The following is a 15,248-nucleotide window of genomic DNA, read 5'->3' on the forward strand; positions in this document are numbered from 1 at the left end:
AGCGGTGAGGTCCCGGGCGGCGGGGTGCCGGACGGCGGGGGTCGTGCGCAGCGCGCCCAGCGGCGGACCGGGGGGCCGGTCCGCCGCTGGGCGCGCTCGGGTGCTGGTGCCGGTGCGGATCAGGAGGTCCGGTCCCGGGCGGCCTTCTCCTCGGAGAGCCGGCGCCGGTCCTCGGCGTCGACGTCCTGGAGGGAGATGCCCTTGGTCTCGCGCAGCGTCCACACCGCGAACAGGGTGATGAGGCAGGCGATGGCGATGTAGATCGCGATCGGCACCCAGGAGTTGAACTCGCGCAGCAGGGCGGTCGCGATGATCGGGGCCAGGGATCCGGCCACGATGGAGGTCACCTGGTAGCCCAGGGAGACGCCCGAGTAGCGCATCCGGGTGGGGAACATCTCGGCCATGATCGCCGGCTGCCCGGCGTACATGAGCGCGTGGATCATCAGGCCGAGGGTGATGGCCGCCAGGATGATGAAGCTGTTGTCGGTGTCGAACATCGGGAAGGCGATGAACGCCCAGAAGATGCCCAGCGCGGCGCCCGCGGCGTACATCGGGCGGCGGCCCACCCGGTCGGTGGCCCGGCCGACCAGCGGCACGCAGATCGCGTGGATGACGTGGGCGATCAGCAGCAGGAGCAGGATCCGGCTGGTGTCCACGTCCCGCTGGGTGGACAGGTAGGTGATCGAGAAGGTCACCACCACGTAGTAGAGAATGTTCTCCGCGAAGCGCAGGCCCATGGCGCCGAAGACGCCGCGGGGGTACCGGCGGAAGACCTCGCCCACGCCGTAGGCCGCGGACTTCTCCTCGCGGACCTCCTGCTGGGCCTCCTTGAAGATCGCGGCGTCCGTGACGTGGGTGCGGATGTAGTAGCCGATGGCCACGATGACGATCGAGAGCCAGAAGCCCACGCGCCAGCCCCAGGCGAGGAAGGCCTCCTCGGAGAGGGTGAAGGACAGGGTGAGCAGCACGACGGTGGCCAACAGGTTGCCCAGCGGCACGGCCGCCTGCGGCCAGCTGGACCAGAAGCCGCGCTCCTTGTTGGGGGAGTGCTCGGCCACGAGCAGCACGGCGCCGCCCCACTCGCCGCCCACCGCGAAGCCCTGCACGAAGCGCAGCACCACCAGCATGGCGGGGGCCCAGTAGCCGACCTGCTCGAAGCCGGGCAGGCAGCCCATGAGGAAGGTGGCCGCGCCGACCATGACGATCGAGATCTGCAGCAGGTGCTTGCGCCCGTACTTGTCGCCGAAGTGGCCGAAGACGATGCCGCCCAGCGGGCGGGCGATGAAGCCGACCGCGTAGATCAGGAACGCCTTGAGGATGCCGTCCAGCGGGTTGCCGGTGTCCACGAAGAAGAGCTGGCCGAAGACCAGGGTGGACGCGGTGGCGAACAGGAAGAACTCGTACCACTCCACGACCGTGCCGGCCATCGAGGCCGCGACGACCTTCTTCAGCCCGCCCCGGTTCTCGGGGGAGTCGTTCGGGTCCGCCGAGGCGGCGACCCTGTCCTCAGTGCTCATGGGGTTCTCCTCTTGCTGGGGAAACGGTGACGGTGGTCACAATGTTTGCCTACAGTGTGCGGATCTGTGGCCCCCTTCACAATGACCATGCGCTCGCCGTGCCTGTGCAAAAATGCACATACCGTCCGGTCGTGTGCACTGTCCGGTGCGGGTCCCGCCATCCGGAGGAGTTGCCCCTTGTCGCACGGTGCCGACGACCTCCTGCTCCTGCTTGCCGTGGTCCGCCACGGCTCCTACGCGGGCGCCGCCGCCGACCTCGGGCTCAGCCACACGACCGTGTCGCGGCGCATGGCGGCCCTCGAGCGGACCGTGGGCGCCCGGCTGCTCGTGCGCTCGGGGGACATGTGGGAGCCCAGCGAGCTGGGCCGGAAGTTCGTGTCCGCCGGCGAGGAGATCGAGTCCGCGATGGGCTCGCTGCCGCTGGGCCCGGGCGGACGCGGCAACTCGGTCAGCGGCGTGGTGCGGGCGCTCGCCCCGGACGGCTTCGGCGGCGTGGTCATGGGCGCGGCCATGCGGCGGCTGATCGAGGAGCACCCCGGGGTGCGGCTGGAGATGATCAACGCGGCCCGGCGGGCGCAGACCAACCCGGTGGGCATCGACCTCGAGGTGGTCGTGGGGCGCCCGGAGGTCTCCCGCAAGGAGGCCTTCCACCTGGCCGACTACTCCCTGGGGGTCTACGCCTCGCGGGGCTACCTCGCCGCCCACCCGCCCCTGCGCACGCCCGAGCAGGTGCAGGAGCACCCGCTCATCTACTTCGTGGAGTCGATGCAGGACGTCGCCGAGCTGGACATCCCGCGCCGGCGGTTCCCGCGGATGCGCCAGGGCGTGGGGGCCACGTCCTCCGTGGTGCACGTGGAGCTCACCCGCGCCGGCGCGGGCATCGGCCTGCTGCCCTGCTACCTCGCCGAGCGGGCCGGGGACCTGGTGCGGCTCTTCCCCGAGGAGCTCTGGTTCCCCGTGGAGTACTGGGTGGTCTCGCGCGCCGACCTGCTCCGCCGGCCCGCCGTGCAGGCCGTCATGACCGCGATCCGCGCGGCGGTGGCCGACATGAAGGACGAGCTGGTCGCCGCTCCGCCGTCGGGCTGACGGGCCGGGCCTACCGGGAGCGCAGGACGTCGAAGACCGAGGAGTCGTCGTGCCGGCCGTGGCCCTCGCGGCGGCCGCGCACGTAGAGCTGCTCGGCCGCCGAGGCCAGCGGCACCGGCTGGGCGACCGCCCGGGCGGCGTCGGTGACCAGGCCCATGTCCTTGACGAAGATGTCCAGGGCGGAACGGACCTCCGCCTCCTCGCCCTGCAGCATCCGCGGCCCGCGGTCCTCGAACATGAAGGACGTGGCGGCCCCCGTGGAGAGGACCTCCAGGCACTGCGCCGCGTCCAGGCCCATGGAGTCGGCCAGGGCCAGGGCCTCGCCCGCCACGGCGATGTGCACCCCGCACAGCAGCTGGTTGACCACCTTGAAGCGCTGCCCGTCGCCCACCCGGGGCCCCACGAGCGGCGCGTTGGCGGCCATCGCGTCCAGCAGCGGCCGGACCGCGGCGACGTCCTCCTCGGCGCCGCCGACCATCACGAGCAGGTCCCCGGTGGCCGCGCGCGCCGTCCCGCCGGACACCGGCGCGTCCACGATCCGCACGCCGCGGGACTCGAGGCCCTGCGCGCAGGACTCCACGGCCTGGGGCCCGACGGTCGCCATCACGAGCAGCACCGTGTCCGGGCCGAGGGCCTCGGCGACGCCGCGCTCGCCGAACAGCACGTCGTGCAGCTGCGCCCCGGTCGCGACCATGACGACGACGACGTCCGCGCCGGCCGCCGCCTCGCGGGGGTCGGCCAGCAACTCGAGGGCGTCGCCCACCTGCTCCTGGGCGCGGGGCGAGACGTCGAAGCCGCGGACGGGGAAGCCGGCGCGGGCCAGGGTGAGGGCCATGGGGGCGCCCATGGCGCCGAGGCCGAGGAAGCCGACGGACAGGGGTGAGCTCATGAGGGGTCCTCCTGGGAAGCGGGTGTGCTGGACGGGGTGCCCCGGCCGGCCGAGCGGGCGCGCTCGGCGGCCCCGTCGAGGACCTCCACCACGTCGGCGAGGGCGCTCTCCCCGCCCACGTTGCCGGGGAAGACCACATAGGGTCCGCCCTGGGTGGTCTCCGGGGCGTCGGTGGGCTGGAACAGGGAGATCTGGCCGGGGAAGAACTGTCCGGTGACGGTGGCCCGGCGGATCCCGAGGCCCCGGTGGGCCACCTCGTGGGAGGTGATCCCGCCCTTGGCCACGACCCACGCCGGGCGGGACTGCGCCACGCCGTGCACGACCGCCACGAGCGCGTCCGAGACCGAGCGCGCGATGGCCAGCGACTCGTCGGGGTCCTCCGTGCGCACGAGCTCCCGGCTGGTCCACACCACCGCGTCGCGGCCCGCCAGCGCGTCGGTGATCCGCGCGACGGCGTCGGCCACGTAGCCGGGGCGGGAGGCGTCGTCGAGCAGGGTGGGCACGTCCAGCTCCACCTCGTACAGGTCGCGGCGGGTGCGCAGCTCGGCGAGCTGGCGGTTGGTGAGCCCCACGTGGGAGCCCACGGCCACGAGCCCGTGCGGCAGGCGGTCCGGGCCCACCGTGATGTCCTCGGGGCCCAGTTCCCGCGAGTCCGTGAGCCCGGCCAGCGGGCGCACGAAGGACGGCCCGCACCGGGTGACGAAGGTCCGCCCCTCGGACTCGAGCACCGCGAGCGCCTCCGCCACGGTGTCGAGGTCCGCGTACTCCGTGGCGTTGACCACCACCCAGGCCCGGTCCCGGGCCCGGCGCAGGATCTCCGCGACGGCCGGCACGCCCCCCGAGCGGATCTCGTCGAGGCCGATCGACAGGATCGAGTCCCGGTCCAGTGCCCCGCCGGAGCGCTCCACGAGGAAGTCCTTGAGGTCGGAGGCGGAGTAGCCGAAGGTCGCGTCCGCGGCGAAGTCGGTCTCGCCCACGGGCATCGGCTTCCCCTGCATGACCGCATAGTGGACGTCGCCCTCGGTGTACCGGCCGGCCTCGAGCATGGCCGGGGCGAAGAGGAACCCGTCCACGGCCGTCCCGTGCTGGGCGAGCACGTCCGCCAGGGCGGTGGGCTCGGCGATGACGTGCCCGCGCAGGGTCGAGTCGCTGCGGGAGACCAGGTGGGGCAGCGGCAGGCCCTCGGCGGCGAGACTCTGCAGGACCGACGAGACGAGGTCCGTGTTGAGCGCCACGGCCTCCGCCTCGGGCCGGGCCCGGCTGTTGGTGAGCACGAAGCACGTGCGCCCGGGGTGGCGGACGACGTCCAGGACCGGACCGGGATCGAGTTCGAGGACGACGTCGACGTCGTGGACGCACTGGGACCCGGTGGGGTCGTCGTCGAGCACGAGCAGGGTGCGCGCGGTGGTCATGCGGGGACTTCCTTTCGGGAAGAGGCCAGGGCGGGCGGCAGATCCTCGTCGATCTCCGGGCCGACGCTCCACCTGTAAGATGTCAGACATTCTACGTGGCACGGCACACGTCGTCCACGCCGCCGGGGGAGGCGCCCGCCGCCGGAGCATCGGACCTCCGATGATCGCCGGTGGGTAGACTTCCCTGTCAGGGCGGGAGCCGGCACCGGAGCCGCCGCCCGCCGTCCGCCGCACCGAGGAGGAGCGCCATGGCACGACCGTCCCTGGTCGACCAGGTCGCCGACGCCCTCCTCGACCGGATCATCGCCGGGGACTTCCCTCCGGGGGCGGCGGTCCCCGGGGAGATCGAGCTCAGCGCGCAGCACCAGGTCAGCCGCATGACCGTGCGGGAGGCGATCAGGACCCTGGGCGCCCAGCGCATCCTGCGCGTGGAGCGCGGCCGGGGCACCTTCGTGAACCCCGTGTCCCGGTGGGCGTCCCTCGAGGCCGTCATCCGGGCCGTCTCCGAGGGACAGGACGACGCGGCGGCCGCCGTGCAGCTCATCGAGCTGCGCCGCTTCCTGGAGTCCGGGGCCTGCGAGCTGGCCGCCGGGCGGCTCTCCGCCGAGGAGCTGGACGAACTGGCCCGGGACGCCGACGCCATGGCCGACGCCCACCGCGCCCAGGACGTGGCGGCCTTCGTGGCCGCCGACCTGCGCTTCCACGAGCGGATCCTGCAGGCCTCCGGCAACGTGTTCGTCGCGGTCCTGTTCGAACCGCTGCACCGCGTGCTGGCGGAGCGGCGCGCCCAGACCTCCCGGGTGCCCGAGATCCAGGCCCACGCCGTCGCCGAGCACCGCAGGATCGTCGCCGCCCTGGCCTCCGCCGACCCCGCCCGGGCTCGCCAGGCCATGGACCAGCACCTGCAGCAGACGCTCGCCGACCTGAAGACCTACGTGCTGGGGGACCGCTTCCCGGCCGACCGCTGAACGACTCCTGACGAAGGACTCCGCCCATGCGCGCCAACATGCTCGACGTCGTCACCACCGCCCTCGACGCCCGCACCGCCGTGCCGGCGCTGAGCACCTACGACTTCGCCACGGCCCAGGCCGTGGTGGAGGCCAGCGAGCGCGCGGGCCGCCCCGTGATCCTCCTGGTCCCGTCGAAGGCGGCCGCAGGGACCGGCGGGCGACGCTTCGTCACCGCGCTGCGCCACCTGGCCGACGACGCCGCCACCCCCGTGTGCGTGCAGCTGGACCACGCCGTGGACCTGGGGCTGATCGAGCAGGCCGCGGCGGCCGGTGCCGACGCCGTCCTGGCCGACGGCTCGGCCCTGCCCGCCGCGGAGAACGCCGAGCTCGTCGCTCGGGCCCGCGATGTCGTGGGCCCCGGCGTGGTGCTCGAGGGGGAGCTCGGCAGCCTCCCCGGCACCAAGGACACGGCCCGGACCACCGGGCCCGGCGGCATGACCGACCCCGACGAGGTCCCCGGGTTCCTGGCCGCGTCCCGGGCGGACCTGCTGGCCGTGGCCGTGGGCAACGTGCACGGGCACTACCAGGGCATCCCGCGGCTGCACTGGGGCCGCCTGGAACAGATCTGCGAGGCCGCCGGCCGGACCCCGCTGGTGCTGCACGGCGCCTCCGGGATCCCCGAGACCATGCTGGTCCGCGCGCCCCTGGCGGGCATCGGCAAGGTCAACATCAACACCGAGCTGCGCGCCGCGATCTTCGCGACCCTCGCGGACCGGTGCGAGGAGCGCAGGAGCCAGGGCCTGGACCTGTGGGTGCTCCTGGAGGACTGGACCGGGTCGGTGGGCGAGTTCACCACGCTGGCCCACGGGCTGACCACCGCCGAGGCGTGCCCCCGGAATACCTGAGCACCGGTTCGTCGTTCCCGCATGCCGTGCCCCGGGACCGGTCCGCCGGCTGCCCGGTGGCACCGGCAGCACGCACCAGCACCGCATCACGAGCAGAGGAGTTCCTCATGGAGTACACCCGACTCGGCAGTTCCGGCCTGTACGTCTCCCGGCTGGCCCTCGGCACCATCCCCTTCGGCTCCGGCGGAGGCTTCGAGAAGATCGCGGGGCTCGGCCCGGACGAGGCGAAGCGGCAGATCGACGAGGCCCTGGACCGCGGCGTGAACTTCATCGACACCGCCAACCTGTACTCGGCCGGGGACGCCGAGCGCGTCCTGGGCGAGGTGCTCGGGGACAAGCGGGACGACGTCGTCCTCACCTCGAAGGCGCGCACCCCCACCGGGGACGGCCCCAACGACGGCGGCGCGAGCCGGATCCACGTGACCCGGGCCGTCGAGGACAGCCTCCGGCGGCTGCGGACCGACCACCTCGACCTGCTCTACCTGCACCAGTGGGACGGGCAGACCCCGATCACCGAGACCATCGCCACTGCCGACGAGCTGATCCGGGCCGGGAAGATCCGGTACTGGGGCGTCTCCAACTACAACGGCTGGCAGCTGGCCAAGACGGTCTACGAGGCGCGGCTGGCCGGGCTCGAGGCCCCGGTGGCGCACCAGGCCTACTACACCCCGGAGGCCCGGGAGATCGAGTACGAGATCGTCCCGGCCGCCCGCGACCTCGGGCTCGCGACCTTCGGCTGGAGCCCGCTGGGGGAGGGGCTGCTCAACGGGAAGGTCCGCCGCGGGACCGAGACCCCGTCCGACACCCGCCAGGGCACCGGCTGGCCGGAGCCGCACGTGGTGGACCGGGACCGCGCCTACGGCCTGATCGAGCTCTTCGACGAGATCGCCGGGGAGCTGGGCTGGACGATCCCCCAGGTGGTGATCTCCTGGATCCTGGACCGGCCGGGCATCGACGGGACCGTGATCGCCGCCCGCAGGTTCGAGCACCTGCAGGAGGACCTCGACGCCGCCGAGCTCACGCTGCCGCAGGAGGCCCGGGACCGGATCACGTCCGCGTCCCAGCTGCCCGCCTACTACCCGCTGTGGCACCGGCTGCTCAACGGCCAGGACCGCCCCGAGCCCGCGGAGGCGGAGTTCTACGCCGAGCAGCGCGGCCACGTCCTCGGGGAGGACCGCGCCGAGGGGTAGGGCTCAGCCGATGAGCATGCCCGCGATCGCGGCGCTCATGAGGTTGGCGAGCGTCCCGCCGAGCACGGCTCGCAGGCCGAGCTGGGCGATGTCCCGGCGGCGGCTCGGGGCGATGCCGCCGAGCCCGCCGAGGAGGATCGCCAGGGACCCGAAGTTCGCGAACCCGGTCAGGGCGAACGTCACGATGGCCTGCGTCTTCGCGGAGTAGTCCTCGATCTGCGGGGCGAAGCCGGCGAACGCCACGAACTCGTTGAGCACCAGCTTCTGCCCGAGGAAGCTGCCGGCGTCGAGCGCCTCGGCCCAGGGCACCCCGACGGCGAACATCACCGGCGCGAAGACGTAGCCGAAGAGCTGCTCGAGGGTGAGGTCGCCCAGCCCGAACAGACCGCCGATCGAGCCCAGGATGACGTTGATGAGCGCGATGAGCGAGATGAAGGCGATGAGCATCGCGCCGACGTTGAGGGCCAGGCTCAGGCCGTCCGAGGCGCCGCGGGCGGCGGCGTCGATGACGTTGGCCGGCGGCTCCTCCTCCTCGACGGGGTCCCCGGCCGCGTCCGTGGCGGAGACCCCCTCCGGGTCGGCGGACCGGGCGACGTCGCCGGGCCGGGCGGCGTCGCCCTCGCTCCGGCCCGCGGCCTGGGCGTCCTGCCGCCGGGCGATCTCGAGCGCCGCGTGCGAGGTCGCCCCGCGCCGGGCACCGCGGGCCAGCCACCGCCGCGCGCCGCCGCGCTCCTCCCGCGCCGGCTCGCCCTGCGCCGGGCCGTCGGTGCCCTCGGCAGCGCCCACGCCGGTGCCGTCGGTGCTCTCGGCAGCGCCCGCGCCGGTGCCGTCGTCGGTGCCCGCCGGCCCGCCGGCAGCGCCCGGGGCCCGTGCGGCGCCGGCCGCCGGCGCCTCCGCGCGTGTTCCTTCCCGTGCTTCCTCCAGGGCCCCGGAGGGGACGAGGAGCTTGGCCATGAGCAGCGCGGCCGGGGCCGCCATGAACGAGGCCGCGATGAGGTACTCGAGCGGCGCCCCGAGCAGGGAGTAGCCCACGAGCACCGAGCCGGCCACGGTCGCCAGCCCGCCGCACATCACGGCGAAGAGCTCGGAGCGCGTCATCCCCGCCACGTAGGGCCGGATGACCAGCGGCGCCTCGGTCTGCCCCACGAAGATGTTGGCGGCCGCGTTCATCGACTCCGGGGTCGTGGTGCCGAGCAGCTTCGCCAGCCCGCCGCCGATGATCTTCACGACCCACTGCAGGATGCCCAGGTAGTACAGCACCGAGGTCAGGGCCGCGAAGAACACGATGACCGGCAGCACCTGGAAGGCGAAGACCGCCCCCTCCTCGGGCAGGATCGGGCCGAAGAGGAAGTCGATGCCCGCGGCGGAGGAGTCGATGACGGCCTGCACCGCCTGGGTGATGGTCTGGAGCACGGCGCGGCCGGCCGGGACGTAGAGCACCAGCACGCCGAAGGTCACCTGCAGGGCCAGCGCCAGGGCGACGGTCCGGATCCGGATCCTGCGGCGGTCCACCGAGAACAGGACCGCGATGGCGAGGAGCGCGATCATCCCGCCGATGCCCCACAGCACGTCCAGCATGTGAATTGTCCTTCCGTCGGGCGTGCCCAGGATGCCGGTGACGACGTCGGTGCGGGCTCCGCCTCGTGCTGACGGCGACGCCGGCGTGGTACGGGGTACTCTAACCGCAGCGCTGCGCGGTCCCCTGTTTCTTTTTTCCGGGACTGCCTCGACCGACTCGGAGGGTGCGAGCGATGGCCGATCCGGAAGCCCGGCCCTTCTACCTCGACTGCGACACCGGCATCGACGACGCCCTCGCCCTGACCTACCTGGTGGCCACGCCCTCGGTGGACCTGCGCGGCATCGGCACCGTCAGCGGCAACACCGACGCCGTGACCGCCGCCCGCAACACCCTGGACCTGCTGGCCCTGCTGGCCCTGCTGGACCGCCCCGGCACACCGGTCGCGGTCGGCGCCCAGCACCCCCTCGCCGGCCGGTCCGGCGGAGGAGCCCCGGAGGTGCACGGCACCCGCGGCATCGGGGACGTGCAGCTGCCGAGGGCGGCCGCCGCACCGGTGGCCGAACCGGCGGAGGCGATGCTCATCCGGCTCGCCCACGAGCACCCGGGCGAGCTCCACGTGCTGGCCACCGGCCCGCTGACCAACCTCGCCCGGGCCCTCCGGCAGGAGCCCGCCCTGCCCGAGCTGGTCGCCGGCGTCACCGTCATGGGCGGCGCCGCCCTGGCCCCCGGCAACCGCACGCCGGTGGCCGAGGCCAACATCCTGCACGACCCCGAAGCGGCCGCCGAGGTGCTCGCCGCCCCGTGGGAGGTGACCCTGGTGCCGCTGGACGTCACCATGGAGCACCCCCTGGACGAGGACCAGCGGCAGCAGATCGCGGCCGTCGACCATCCGGTGATGCCGGCGCTCGCCGCGATGCTCGAGCACTACGCCGGCTTCTACACCGAGGTCTTCGGCCGCCCGGTCTCCGCCCTGCACGACCCGCTGGCCGCCGCGGTGGCGGCCGGCACCGTCCGGACCGGCCTCGCCCCGACGGTCCGGGTCGAGGTCGACACGACCGGCGGCCCCGGGCGCGGCCAGACGATCTGCGACCTGCGCGGCCGCTACGCCGGTCACCCCGCCGCGGCCGGCGCCCGGTGCCGGGTGGTGCTCGAGCTGGCCGAGGACTTCGCGCCGCACCTCCTGGCCGCGTTCCGCCGGCTCGGCGCGTCCGCACCGGCGGAGCCGCCGGAGCCCGAGCCTCCGGCGCTCACCGTGGTGGGCAGCATCAACATCGACCTGACGGCGGTGTGCGAGCGGCTGCCGGCCCCGGGAGAAACGGTCGGCGGCGCGGCTCTGCAGCGGGAGCCGGGCGGCAAGGGCGCCAACCAGGCGGTGGCCGCGGCCCGGCTCGCCGGCCGCGCCCGGATGATCGGCGCCGTCGGCGAGGACCCGGACGGCAGCGCCGTCCTGCGCAGCATGGCGGCCGCCGGGGTCGACACCACCGGTGTCGCCCGGGTGCCGGCGCCGACCGGCACCGCCCTCATCGCCGTGGACCGGGACGGGGAGAACCAGATCGTGGTCTGTTCCGGCGCCAACGCCGAGGTGTCCCTCGAGGACGTGACCTTCGCGCCGGAGGAGGCGGTGCTCTGCCAGCTGGAGATCGAGCTCGACACCGTGCGCGAGACCGCCCGGCGGACCCCGGGCTTCTTCGCCCTGAACGCCGCCCCGGCCCTGCCCCTCCCGGCGGAGCTGGTGGACCGGTGCGACCTGATCATCGTCAACGAGTCCGAGTACGCCCTCATCCCCGAGCTGGCCGAGGCCAAGCTGGTGGCGGTGACCTACGGCGCCGAGGGCTCGGCCATCCTCGAGCGCGGGCGGCAGGTCGCGTCCGCCCCCGCGGAGCAGGTCGACGTGGTCAGCACGGTCGGTGCCGGGGACGCGTTCTGCGCCGCGCTGGTGCTCGCCCTCGTCTCCGGGGCCGACTCCGCGACGGCGCTGCGGGCCGCCAACGCGGTGGGCGCCCACGCCGCGGGCGACCCCTCCTCGCAGCCGGAGCTCTTCCCGCTGGCGCACTACCTGCCGACCCCGGACGGCGACGGCCGACCGCCCGCGGCCGGGAAAGCACCCGGCGCCGACCGGGCCTGACCTCTTTCTGCGCAGTCCGCCCCAGGGGAAGGGCTGTCGGCCGGCGGCTCAGAGAGCTCTCCCGTGCCACCCGGCGCCGGGAACTAGCCTGGGCCCATGACCTCGAACCCTCCGCGGCGACCGGCCCCCTGGCAGTCCCCGGGATCGGCCGGACACGGTCCCCCGGGCCCCGGTCGCCCCGTCCCGTACCCGGGTTCCCCGCGCGGCCCCGTTCCGCCCGCGGACGGCCCGACGACGACGCCGCTCACCCACGCGGAGTTCTACCGCACGCCGCGGAACCGCTGGTGGAAGGGCCTGCTCAGCATCCTGGCCGTCGTCGCGGCGATCGCCGTGTTCTCGATCGTGCTGTCCTTCGCCGGTGTGGCGATCGACCTCCTGCTGGGCACCACCACCACCGAGGAGCTGGCGAGCGGCCGGATCACCCTCACCCCGGCGCTGCTGCTGGCCACCAACCTGTCCCTGATCGCCTCGGCCGCCGTCGCGGTGCTCCTGCACCGGTACCTGCACCGGCAGCCGGTGGGCACCCTCCACTCGGTGGCCGGGCGTCTCCGGTGGGACTGGCTGGGGCGGGCGTCCGTCGTCGTCGTCCCGCTGTTCGTGGCCTACGTGGTGGTCATCGTCCTCGTGGAGACACCGGGGCCGATCGTCCTGGACGCGACCACCTGGGCCTTCCTCGCGATCGTCCTGCTGACCACCCCGCTGCAGGCGGCGTCCGAGGAGTACATGTTCCGCGGCGTGATCCAGCGCGCCGCGGGCTCGTGGGCCCCCGGGGCCGTGCCGTCCTTCGTGCTGGGCACCCTGGTGAGCTCGGTGCTGTTCGCCCTCGCCCACTTCGCCACGGACGGGTGGCTCATCGCCTACTACGTGGTCTTCGGCATCGCGATGTCGTTGCTGACCCAGTTCACCGGCGGGCTCGAGGCGGCCGTGCTCGTGCACGCGGCCAACAACGTGCTGCTGTTCCTGGTCTCCACGTTCACCGGGCAGATGAGCGAGGGCATGGACCGCTCGGCCGGGGTGGGCGGCCCGTTCATGCTGGCGCCGATGGTCGTCATCGTGGCCATCGCGGCGGTCCTGATCGCCCTCGGCCGGCGGGCGGGGCTGCAGCACCGGGCCGTGCCGCCGCCGGCCGCCTGAAGGCGACTGCCTGAGGCCGGGCGCGTGACCCGGTCCGCACCGCGGACCGAGTCACGGACGGCGCTCCCGCCCGGCGGGGCGCTCGATCACAGCCGGCCGCTGTTGATCCGCCGGAGGCGCCGGGTCAGGAAGAAGCCGTCCAGCAGGGACCAGAGGCCGAGCCCGCCGAGCGTGAGCGTCATGGCGAGGCCCTTCTTCCAGTCCCCGAGGTAGTAGCGGTGCAGGCCCAGCCAGCCGAAGAACATCCACAGGAGCCAGGCGTCGGTCGGGTTCCGGTGGCCGCGCTGCCTGCGGGAGCTTCTCGTCCCCGCACGGGGCGCACCGATGACGGTGGTGTCATGGATCACCTCGGGTCCTCGTTCCGGTGGTCGGTGGGCAGCTCCTGGCCGGGGCACGTGGACAGGACGCCGGCCATGGCTGCCTTCTCCGCAGTGGTCACCTGCAGCCCGTACTCGGCCTTCACCGCGATCTGGGTGGCCACGTACTCGCAGCGGAAGGACTCCTCGGGCGGGAGCCACTCGTCGGCCGGGGAGTCGGACTTCGAGGCGTTGACGGGGCCGGCCACGGCCAGCAGGTTCAGCGGGTCGTTGTAGAACGCCACCCGCTCGGCCTGGGAGAGGTCGCGCGCTCCGGAGGCCCACGCGTTGCCGGCGGCCACCACGTGGTCGATCTGCACGTCCGAGGACGTGGTGACCCCGCGGGTGAAGCGGACCAGCTCGCCGGTGTAGGGGTCGTCCAGTGTCCCCGAGGCCACCGTGCAGCCGTCCTCGGTCGTCATGTCGGTCAGGTCCCGGGCGAGGATCTCGTCGCGGGTGCTCGCGCAGTCGTCGTCGGCGTCGATCCAGTCGCCGAACCGGGCGGAGCGGTCGTAGCCGGCCATGGAGCCGGTGTCGGCCACCTCCAGGCTGTGGAGGGCCACCAGGGCTTCCGACGCCGGGTCCCACCCGTCGGTGGGCTCCGGCGAGGCGGTGACCCCGGTGACCTCCGTGCCCGCGGTCCCGGTGGGGGACGGGGAGGGCGCCGGGGTGGCGGCGACGGCCTCGGGCGGCAGCGGGGACGACTCGGCGACCAGGGCGGTCGGTGCCGCCGTGACCACGACGGCGAGGACGCCGGCCACCATGGTCAGGTGCGCCGGCACGGCCAGGAGCCACCGGCCGGCCCGGAAGCCGGGGTGGGCGGTGAAGGCGGTGCGCCCGGGATCAGGGGATGGATGACGGGCGGGGTTCATGCTGCTCCTGGGGAACGAGAAGGGTCCGGGGCGTCCCGGCCGGTGCCGGTCCTGGGGCCCGGTCCAGGCGCCGCCGGCGTCGGGGCCACCCGGTGGTCCGCGCGGGTCACCGGCCGAGGTCCTCGGCCGCGGCGTCCCAGGCGGCGTGGGCGTCCCGGGTCTTCGTGGGGCGGTAGGTGCTGCGCAGCCGGTCGAACGCGGCATTGCGCTGCTGGGCCAGGAAGGCCGCGGCGCCCTCGGTGGCGGCGTCCTGGCGGACCCGGTCCCGGGCGTCCGTGATGGTCTCCATGATCCGCTCCGCGGCCTCGGTGCCGCCCTGGAGGTAGGCGTCGCGGACCTCCCGGTCCTGGTGGTAGAGGTACTGCTCGCTGGTCTGGCCCCGGGCGGAGTCGAACGGGTTCTCGGCCAGGTCGGAGACCATGGCGGCCATCCAGTCCAGGCGGGCGTCGGCCTTCTGGCGCCAGGCGGGCGTCACGGCCAGCGGCCGGACGGCCCAGACGTCCGCGCCGTGCTCGCGGAACCGGTCGACGCTCCAGTCCGCCCGCGGCACCACGGCCAGCGTCCTGGGCAGGGACGCGAGCTCGCTGACCGCCGTGTGGGTGGTCCTGGGCCGGAGGTGCCACTGGAGCCAGGCGGTGCGCATGTCCTCCGCGCCGGCTCGCCGGGCCGCCGCCACGGCCCTGTGCTCGGCCCGCGGCGACGGGGAGTGCTCCGAGCCGGTGAACATCGTCCGCACCGAGGTCGTCACGGCGCTGCCCAGCACGTAGACGAGCCGCAGGCCCAGCACGATGAGGCCCAGGGCGGCGAAGAACAGGCCCACGGGCTGGACGAGCTGCAGGAGCTCCGGAAGGAGCGCGGGCAGCGGGGTGGTGGCGGTCATCTGGATCCCCCGGAAACGTGTTGTTGCTTAAGCAATTAGATTACTCGTACTGCTTCTCGGGACGACCACCGCGCGGCGTGCGGGCGGCCCAGTGTTCCGACTGCCGGACCGGGGTCTCCGGCCGGTGATCGACGGCCCTCCTGCAAGAGACCAGGTCAGGGACGGTTCGCCTTGCGCCCGGAGATCGCCGGGGCACCGGGACGCGTCCTGTCCCCTCTTCGGGGCCCGCTGTTGTGTGACGGAAAAGGGCGCCGCTGGAGCCGTCCGGCCCGCCGCGCCGGGAGGAGCGCCCGTCGAATCCCTGGACCGTTCCGCCGCTCCGGCGGGGCTGCCGGTCGCACGGCTCCTCGATCACCGGCCGACCGGGCGGTACGGTGAACGGCGTCACACCCGTGCACCGATACCGGAGGTCG

General features: G+C 73.9%; 13 protein-coding genes and 1 pseudogene. 7 read left to right on the plus strand and 7 right to left on the minus strand.

Annotation, left to right across the window (positions count from 1 at the left end):
- Positions 1 to 119: 119 nt before the first annotated feature.
- Positions 120 to 1,517: an MFS transporter gene (locus AVL61_RS14860; protein WP_058875100.1), complete on the minus strand. Its 1,398-nt coding sequence runs from the start codon at positions 1,515 to 1,517 to the stop codon at positions 120 to 122.
- 177 nt (positions 1,518 to 1,694) lie between these two features.
- Here AVL61_RS14860 and AVL61_RS14865 point away from each other — a divergent pair, with 177 nt between their 5' ends.
- The gene (locus AVL61_RS14865) at positions 1,695 to 2,603 is read left to right on the plus strand and encodes a LysR family transcriptional regulator (RefSeq protein ID WP_058875101.1); all 909 of its coding nucleotides are present in this window, start codon (positions 1,695 to 1,697) and stop codon (positions 2,601 to 2,603) included.
- Positions 2,604 to 2,613: 10 nt separating this feature from the next.
- Here AVL61_RS14865 and AVL61_RS14870 read toward each other — a convergent pair whose 3' ends face one another.
- Complete coding sequence (locus tag AVL61_RS14870) at positions 2,614 to 3,492, minus strand: NAD(P)-dependent oxidoreductase (RefSeq protein ID WP_058875102.1); 879 nt, start codon at positions 3,490 to 3,492, stop codon at positions 2,614 to 2,616.
- The gene (locus AVL61_RS14875) at positions 3,489 to 4,904 is read right to left on the minus strand and encodes a four-carbon acid sugar kinase family protein (RefSeq protein WP_058875103.1); all 1,416 of its coding nucleotides are present in this window, start codon (positions 4,902 to 4,904) and stop codon (positions 3,489 to 3,491) included. The genes AVL61_RS14870 and AVL61_RS14875 overlap by 4 nt, the downstream gene beginning before the upstream one ends.
- 248 nt (positions 4,905 to 5,152) lie before the next feature.
- Here AVL61_RS14875 and AVL61_RS14880 point away from each other — a divergent pair, with 248 nt between their 5' ends.
- The 3 genes from AVL61_RS14880 to AVL61_RS14890 all read left to right on the plus strand — a co-directional run bounded on the left by AVL61_RS14880 (position 5,153) and on the right by AVL61_RS14890 (position 7,949).
- The gene (locus AVL61_RS14880) at positions 5,153 to 5,872 is read left to right on the plus strand and encodes a FadR/GntR family transcriptional regulator (RefSeq protein WP_058875104.1); all 720 of its coding nucleotides are present in this window, start codon (positions 5,153 to 5,155) and stop codon (positions 5,870 to 5,872) included.
- Positions 5,873 to 5,898: 26 nt separating this feature from the next.
- Positions 5,899 to 6,759, plus strand: coding sequence for a class II fructose-bisphosphate aldolase (locus AVL61_RS14885; protein ID WP_058875105.1), 861 nt, complete (start codon positions 5,899 to 5,901; stop codon positions 6,757 to 6,759).
- Positions 6,760 to 6,866: 107 nt separating this feature from the next.
- Complete coding sequence (locus AVL61_RS14890; protein WP_058875106.1) at positions 6,867 to 7,949, plus strand: aldo/keto reductase; 1,083 nt, start codon at positions 6,867 to 6,869, stop codon at positions 7,947 to 7,949.
- A 3-nt stretch (positions 7,950 to 7,952) separates the two neighbouring features.
- Here the strand turns inward: AVL61_RS14890 and AVL61_RS14895 are convergent, their stop codons facing one another.
- Complete coding sequence (locus tag AVL61_RS14895) at positions 7,953 to 9,527, minus strand: NupC/NupG family nucleoside CNT transporter (protein WP_082697204.1); 1,575 nt, start codon at positions 9,525 to 9,527, stop codon at positions 7,953 to 7,955.
- A gap of 173 nt (positions 9,528 to 9,700) precedes the next feature.
- Between AVL61_RS14895 and AVL61_RS18055 the strand changes: the two are divergent.
- The 3 genes and pseudogenes from AVL61_RS18055 to AVL61_RS14910 form a co-directional block, all read left to right on the plus strand.
- Positions 9,701 to 10,609: pseudogene (locus AVL61_RS18055) on the plus strand (nucleoside hydrolase); the annotation flags it as partial.
- Between the two features lie 111 nt (positions 10,610 to 10,720).
- A complete protein-coding gene (locus tag AVL61_RS18260) occupies positions 10,721 to 11,593 on the plus strand; it encodes a ribokinase (RefSeq protein WP_231738439.1) in 873 nt (290 codons plus the stop codon).
- Positions 11,594 to 11,689: 96 nt separating this feature from the next.
- Positions 11,690 to 12,727 carry a CPBP family intramembrane glutamic endopeptidase gene (locus tag AVL61_RS14910; protein ID WP_058875108.1) on the plus strand — a complete coding sequence of 346 codons (1,038 nt, stop codon included), beginning with the start codon at positions 11,690 to 11,692 and terminating at the stop codon, positions 12,725 to 12,727.
- Positions 12,728 to 12,813: 86 nt separating this feature from the next.
- Here AVL61_RS14910 and AVL61_RS18265 read toward each other — a convergent pair whose 3' ends face one another.
- The 3 genes from AVL61_RS18265 to AVL61_RS14925 all read right to left on the minus strand — a co-directional run bounded on the left by AVL61_RS18265 (position 12,814) and on the right by AVL61_RS14925 (position 14,835).
- Entirely contained in the window at positions 12,814 to 13,074 is a 261-nt protein-coding gene (locus AVL61_RS18265; protein ID WP_197412725.1) for an NINE protein, read from the minus strand.
- Positions 13,071 to 13,955 carry an HNH endonuclease family protein gene (locus AVL61_RS14920; protein ID WP_058875109.1) on the minus strand — a complete coding sequence of 295 codons (885 nt, stop codon included), beginning with the start codon at positions 13,953 to 13,955 and terminating at the stop codon, positions 13,071 to 13,073. The genes AVL61_RS18265 and AVL61_RS14920 overlap by 4 nt, the downstream gene beginning before the upstream one ends.
- Positions 13,956 to 14,061: 106 nt before the next feature.
- A complete protein-coding gene (locus AVL61_RS14925; protein ID WP_058875110.1) occupies positions 14,062 to 14,835 on the minus strand; it encodes a hypothetical protein in 774 nt (257 codons plus the stop codon).
- Positions 14,836 to 15,248 lie beyond the last annotated feature (413 nt).

The organism is Kocuria rosea subsp. polaris (assembly GCF_001483755.1).
Classification (GTDB): domain Bacteria; phylum Actinomycetota; class Actinomycetes; order Actinomycetales; family Micrococcaceae; genus Kocuria; species Kocuria cellulosilytica.

What these genes read in the sequence shown, in the direction of transcription:
- AVL61_RS14860 (WP_058875100.1), bottom strand. Translation starts at nt 1,517, where the DNA reads ATGAGCACTGAGGACAGGGTCGCCGCCTCGGCGGACCCGAACGACTCC.
- AVL61_RS14910 (WP_058875108.1), top strand. Translation starts at nt 11,690, where the DNA reads ATGACCTCGAACCCTCCGCGGCGACCGGCCCCCTGGCAGTCCCCGGGA.
- AVL61_RS14885 (WP_058875105.1), top strand. Translation starts at nt 5,899, where the DNA reads ATGCGCGCCAACATGCTCGACGTCGTCACCACCGCCCTCGACGCCCGC.
- AVL61_RS14925 (WP_058875110.1), bottom strand. Translation starts at nt 14,835, where the DNA reads ATGACCGCCACCACCCCGCTGCCCGCGCTCCTTCCGGAGCTCCTGCAG.
- AVL61_RS14890 (WP_058875106.1), top strand. Translation starts at nt 6,867, where the DNA reads ATGGAGTACACCCGACTCGGCAGTTCCGGCCTGTACGTCTCCCGGCTG.
- AVL61_RS14895 (WP_082697204.1), bottom strand. Translation starts at nt 9,527, where the DNA reads ATGCTGGACGTGCTGTGGGGCATCGGCGGGATGATCGCGCTCCTCGCC.
- AVL61_RS14870 (WP_058875102.1), bottom strand. Translation starts at nt 3,492, where the DNA reads ATGAGCTCACCCCTGTCCGTCGGCTTCCTCGGCCTCGGCGCCATGGGC.
- AVL61_RS14880 (WP_058875104.1), top strand. Translation starts at nt 5,153, where the DNA reads ATGGCACGACCGTCCCTGGTCGACCAGGTCGCCGACGCCCTCCTCGAC.
- AVL61_RS14875 (WP_058875103.1), bottom strand. Translation starts at nt 4,904, where the DNA reads ATGACCACCGCGCGCACCCTGCTCGTGCTCGACGACGACCCCACCGGG.
- AVL61_RS14920 (WP_058875109.1), bottom strand. Translation starts at nt 13,955, where the DNA reads ATGAACCCCGCCCGTCATCCATCCCCTGATCCCGGGCGCACCGCCTTC.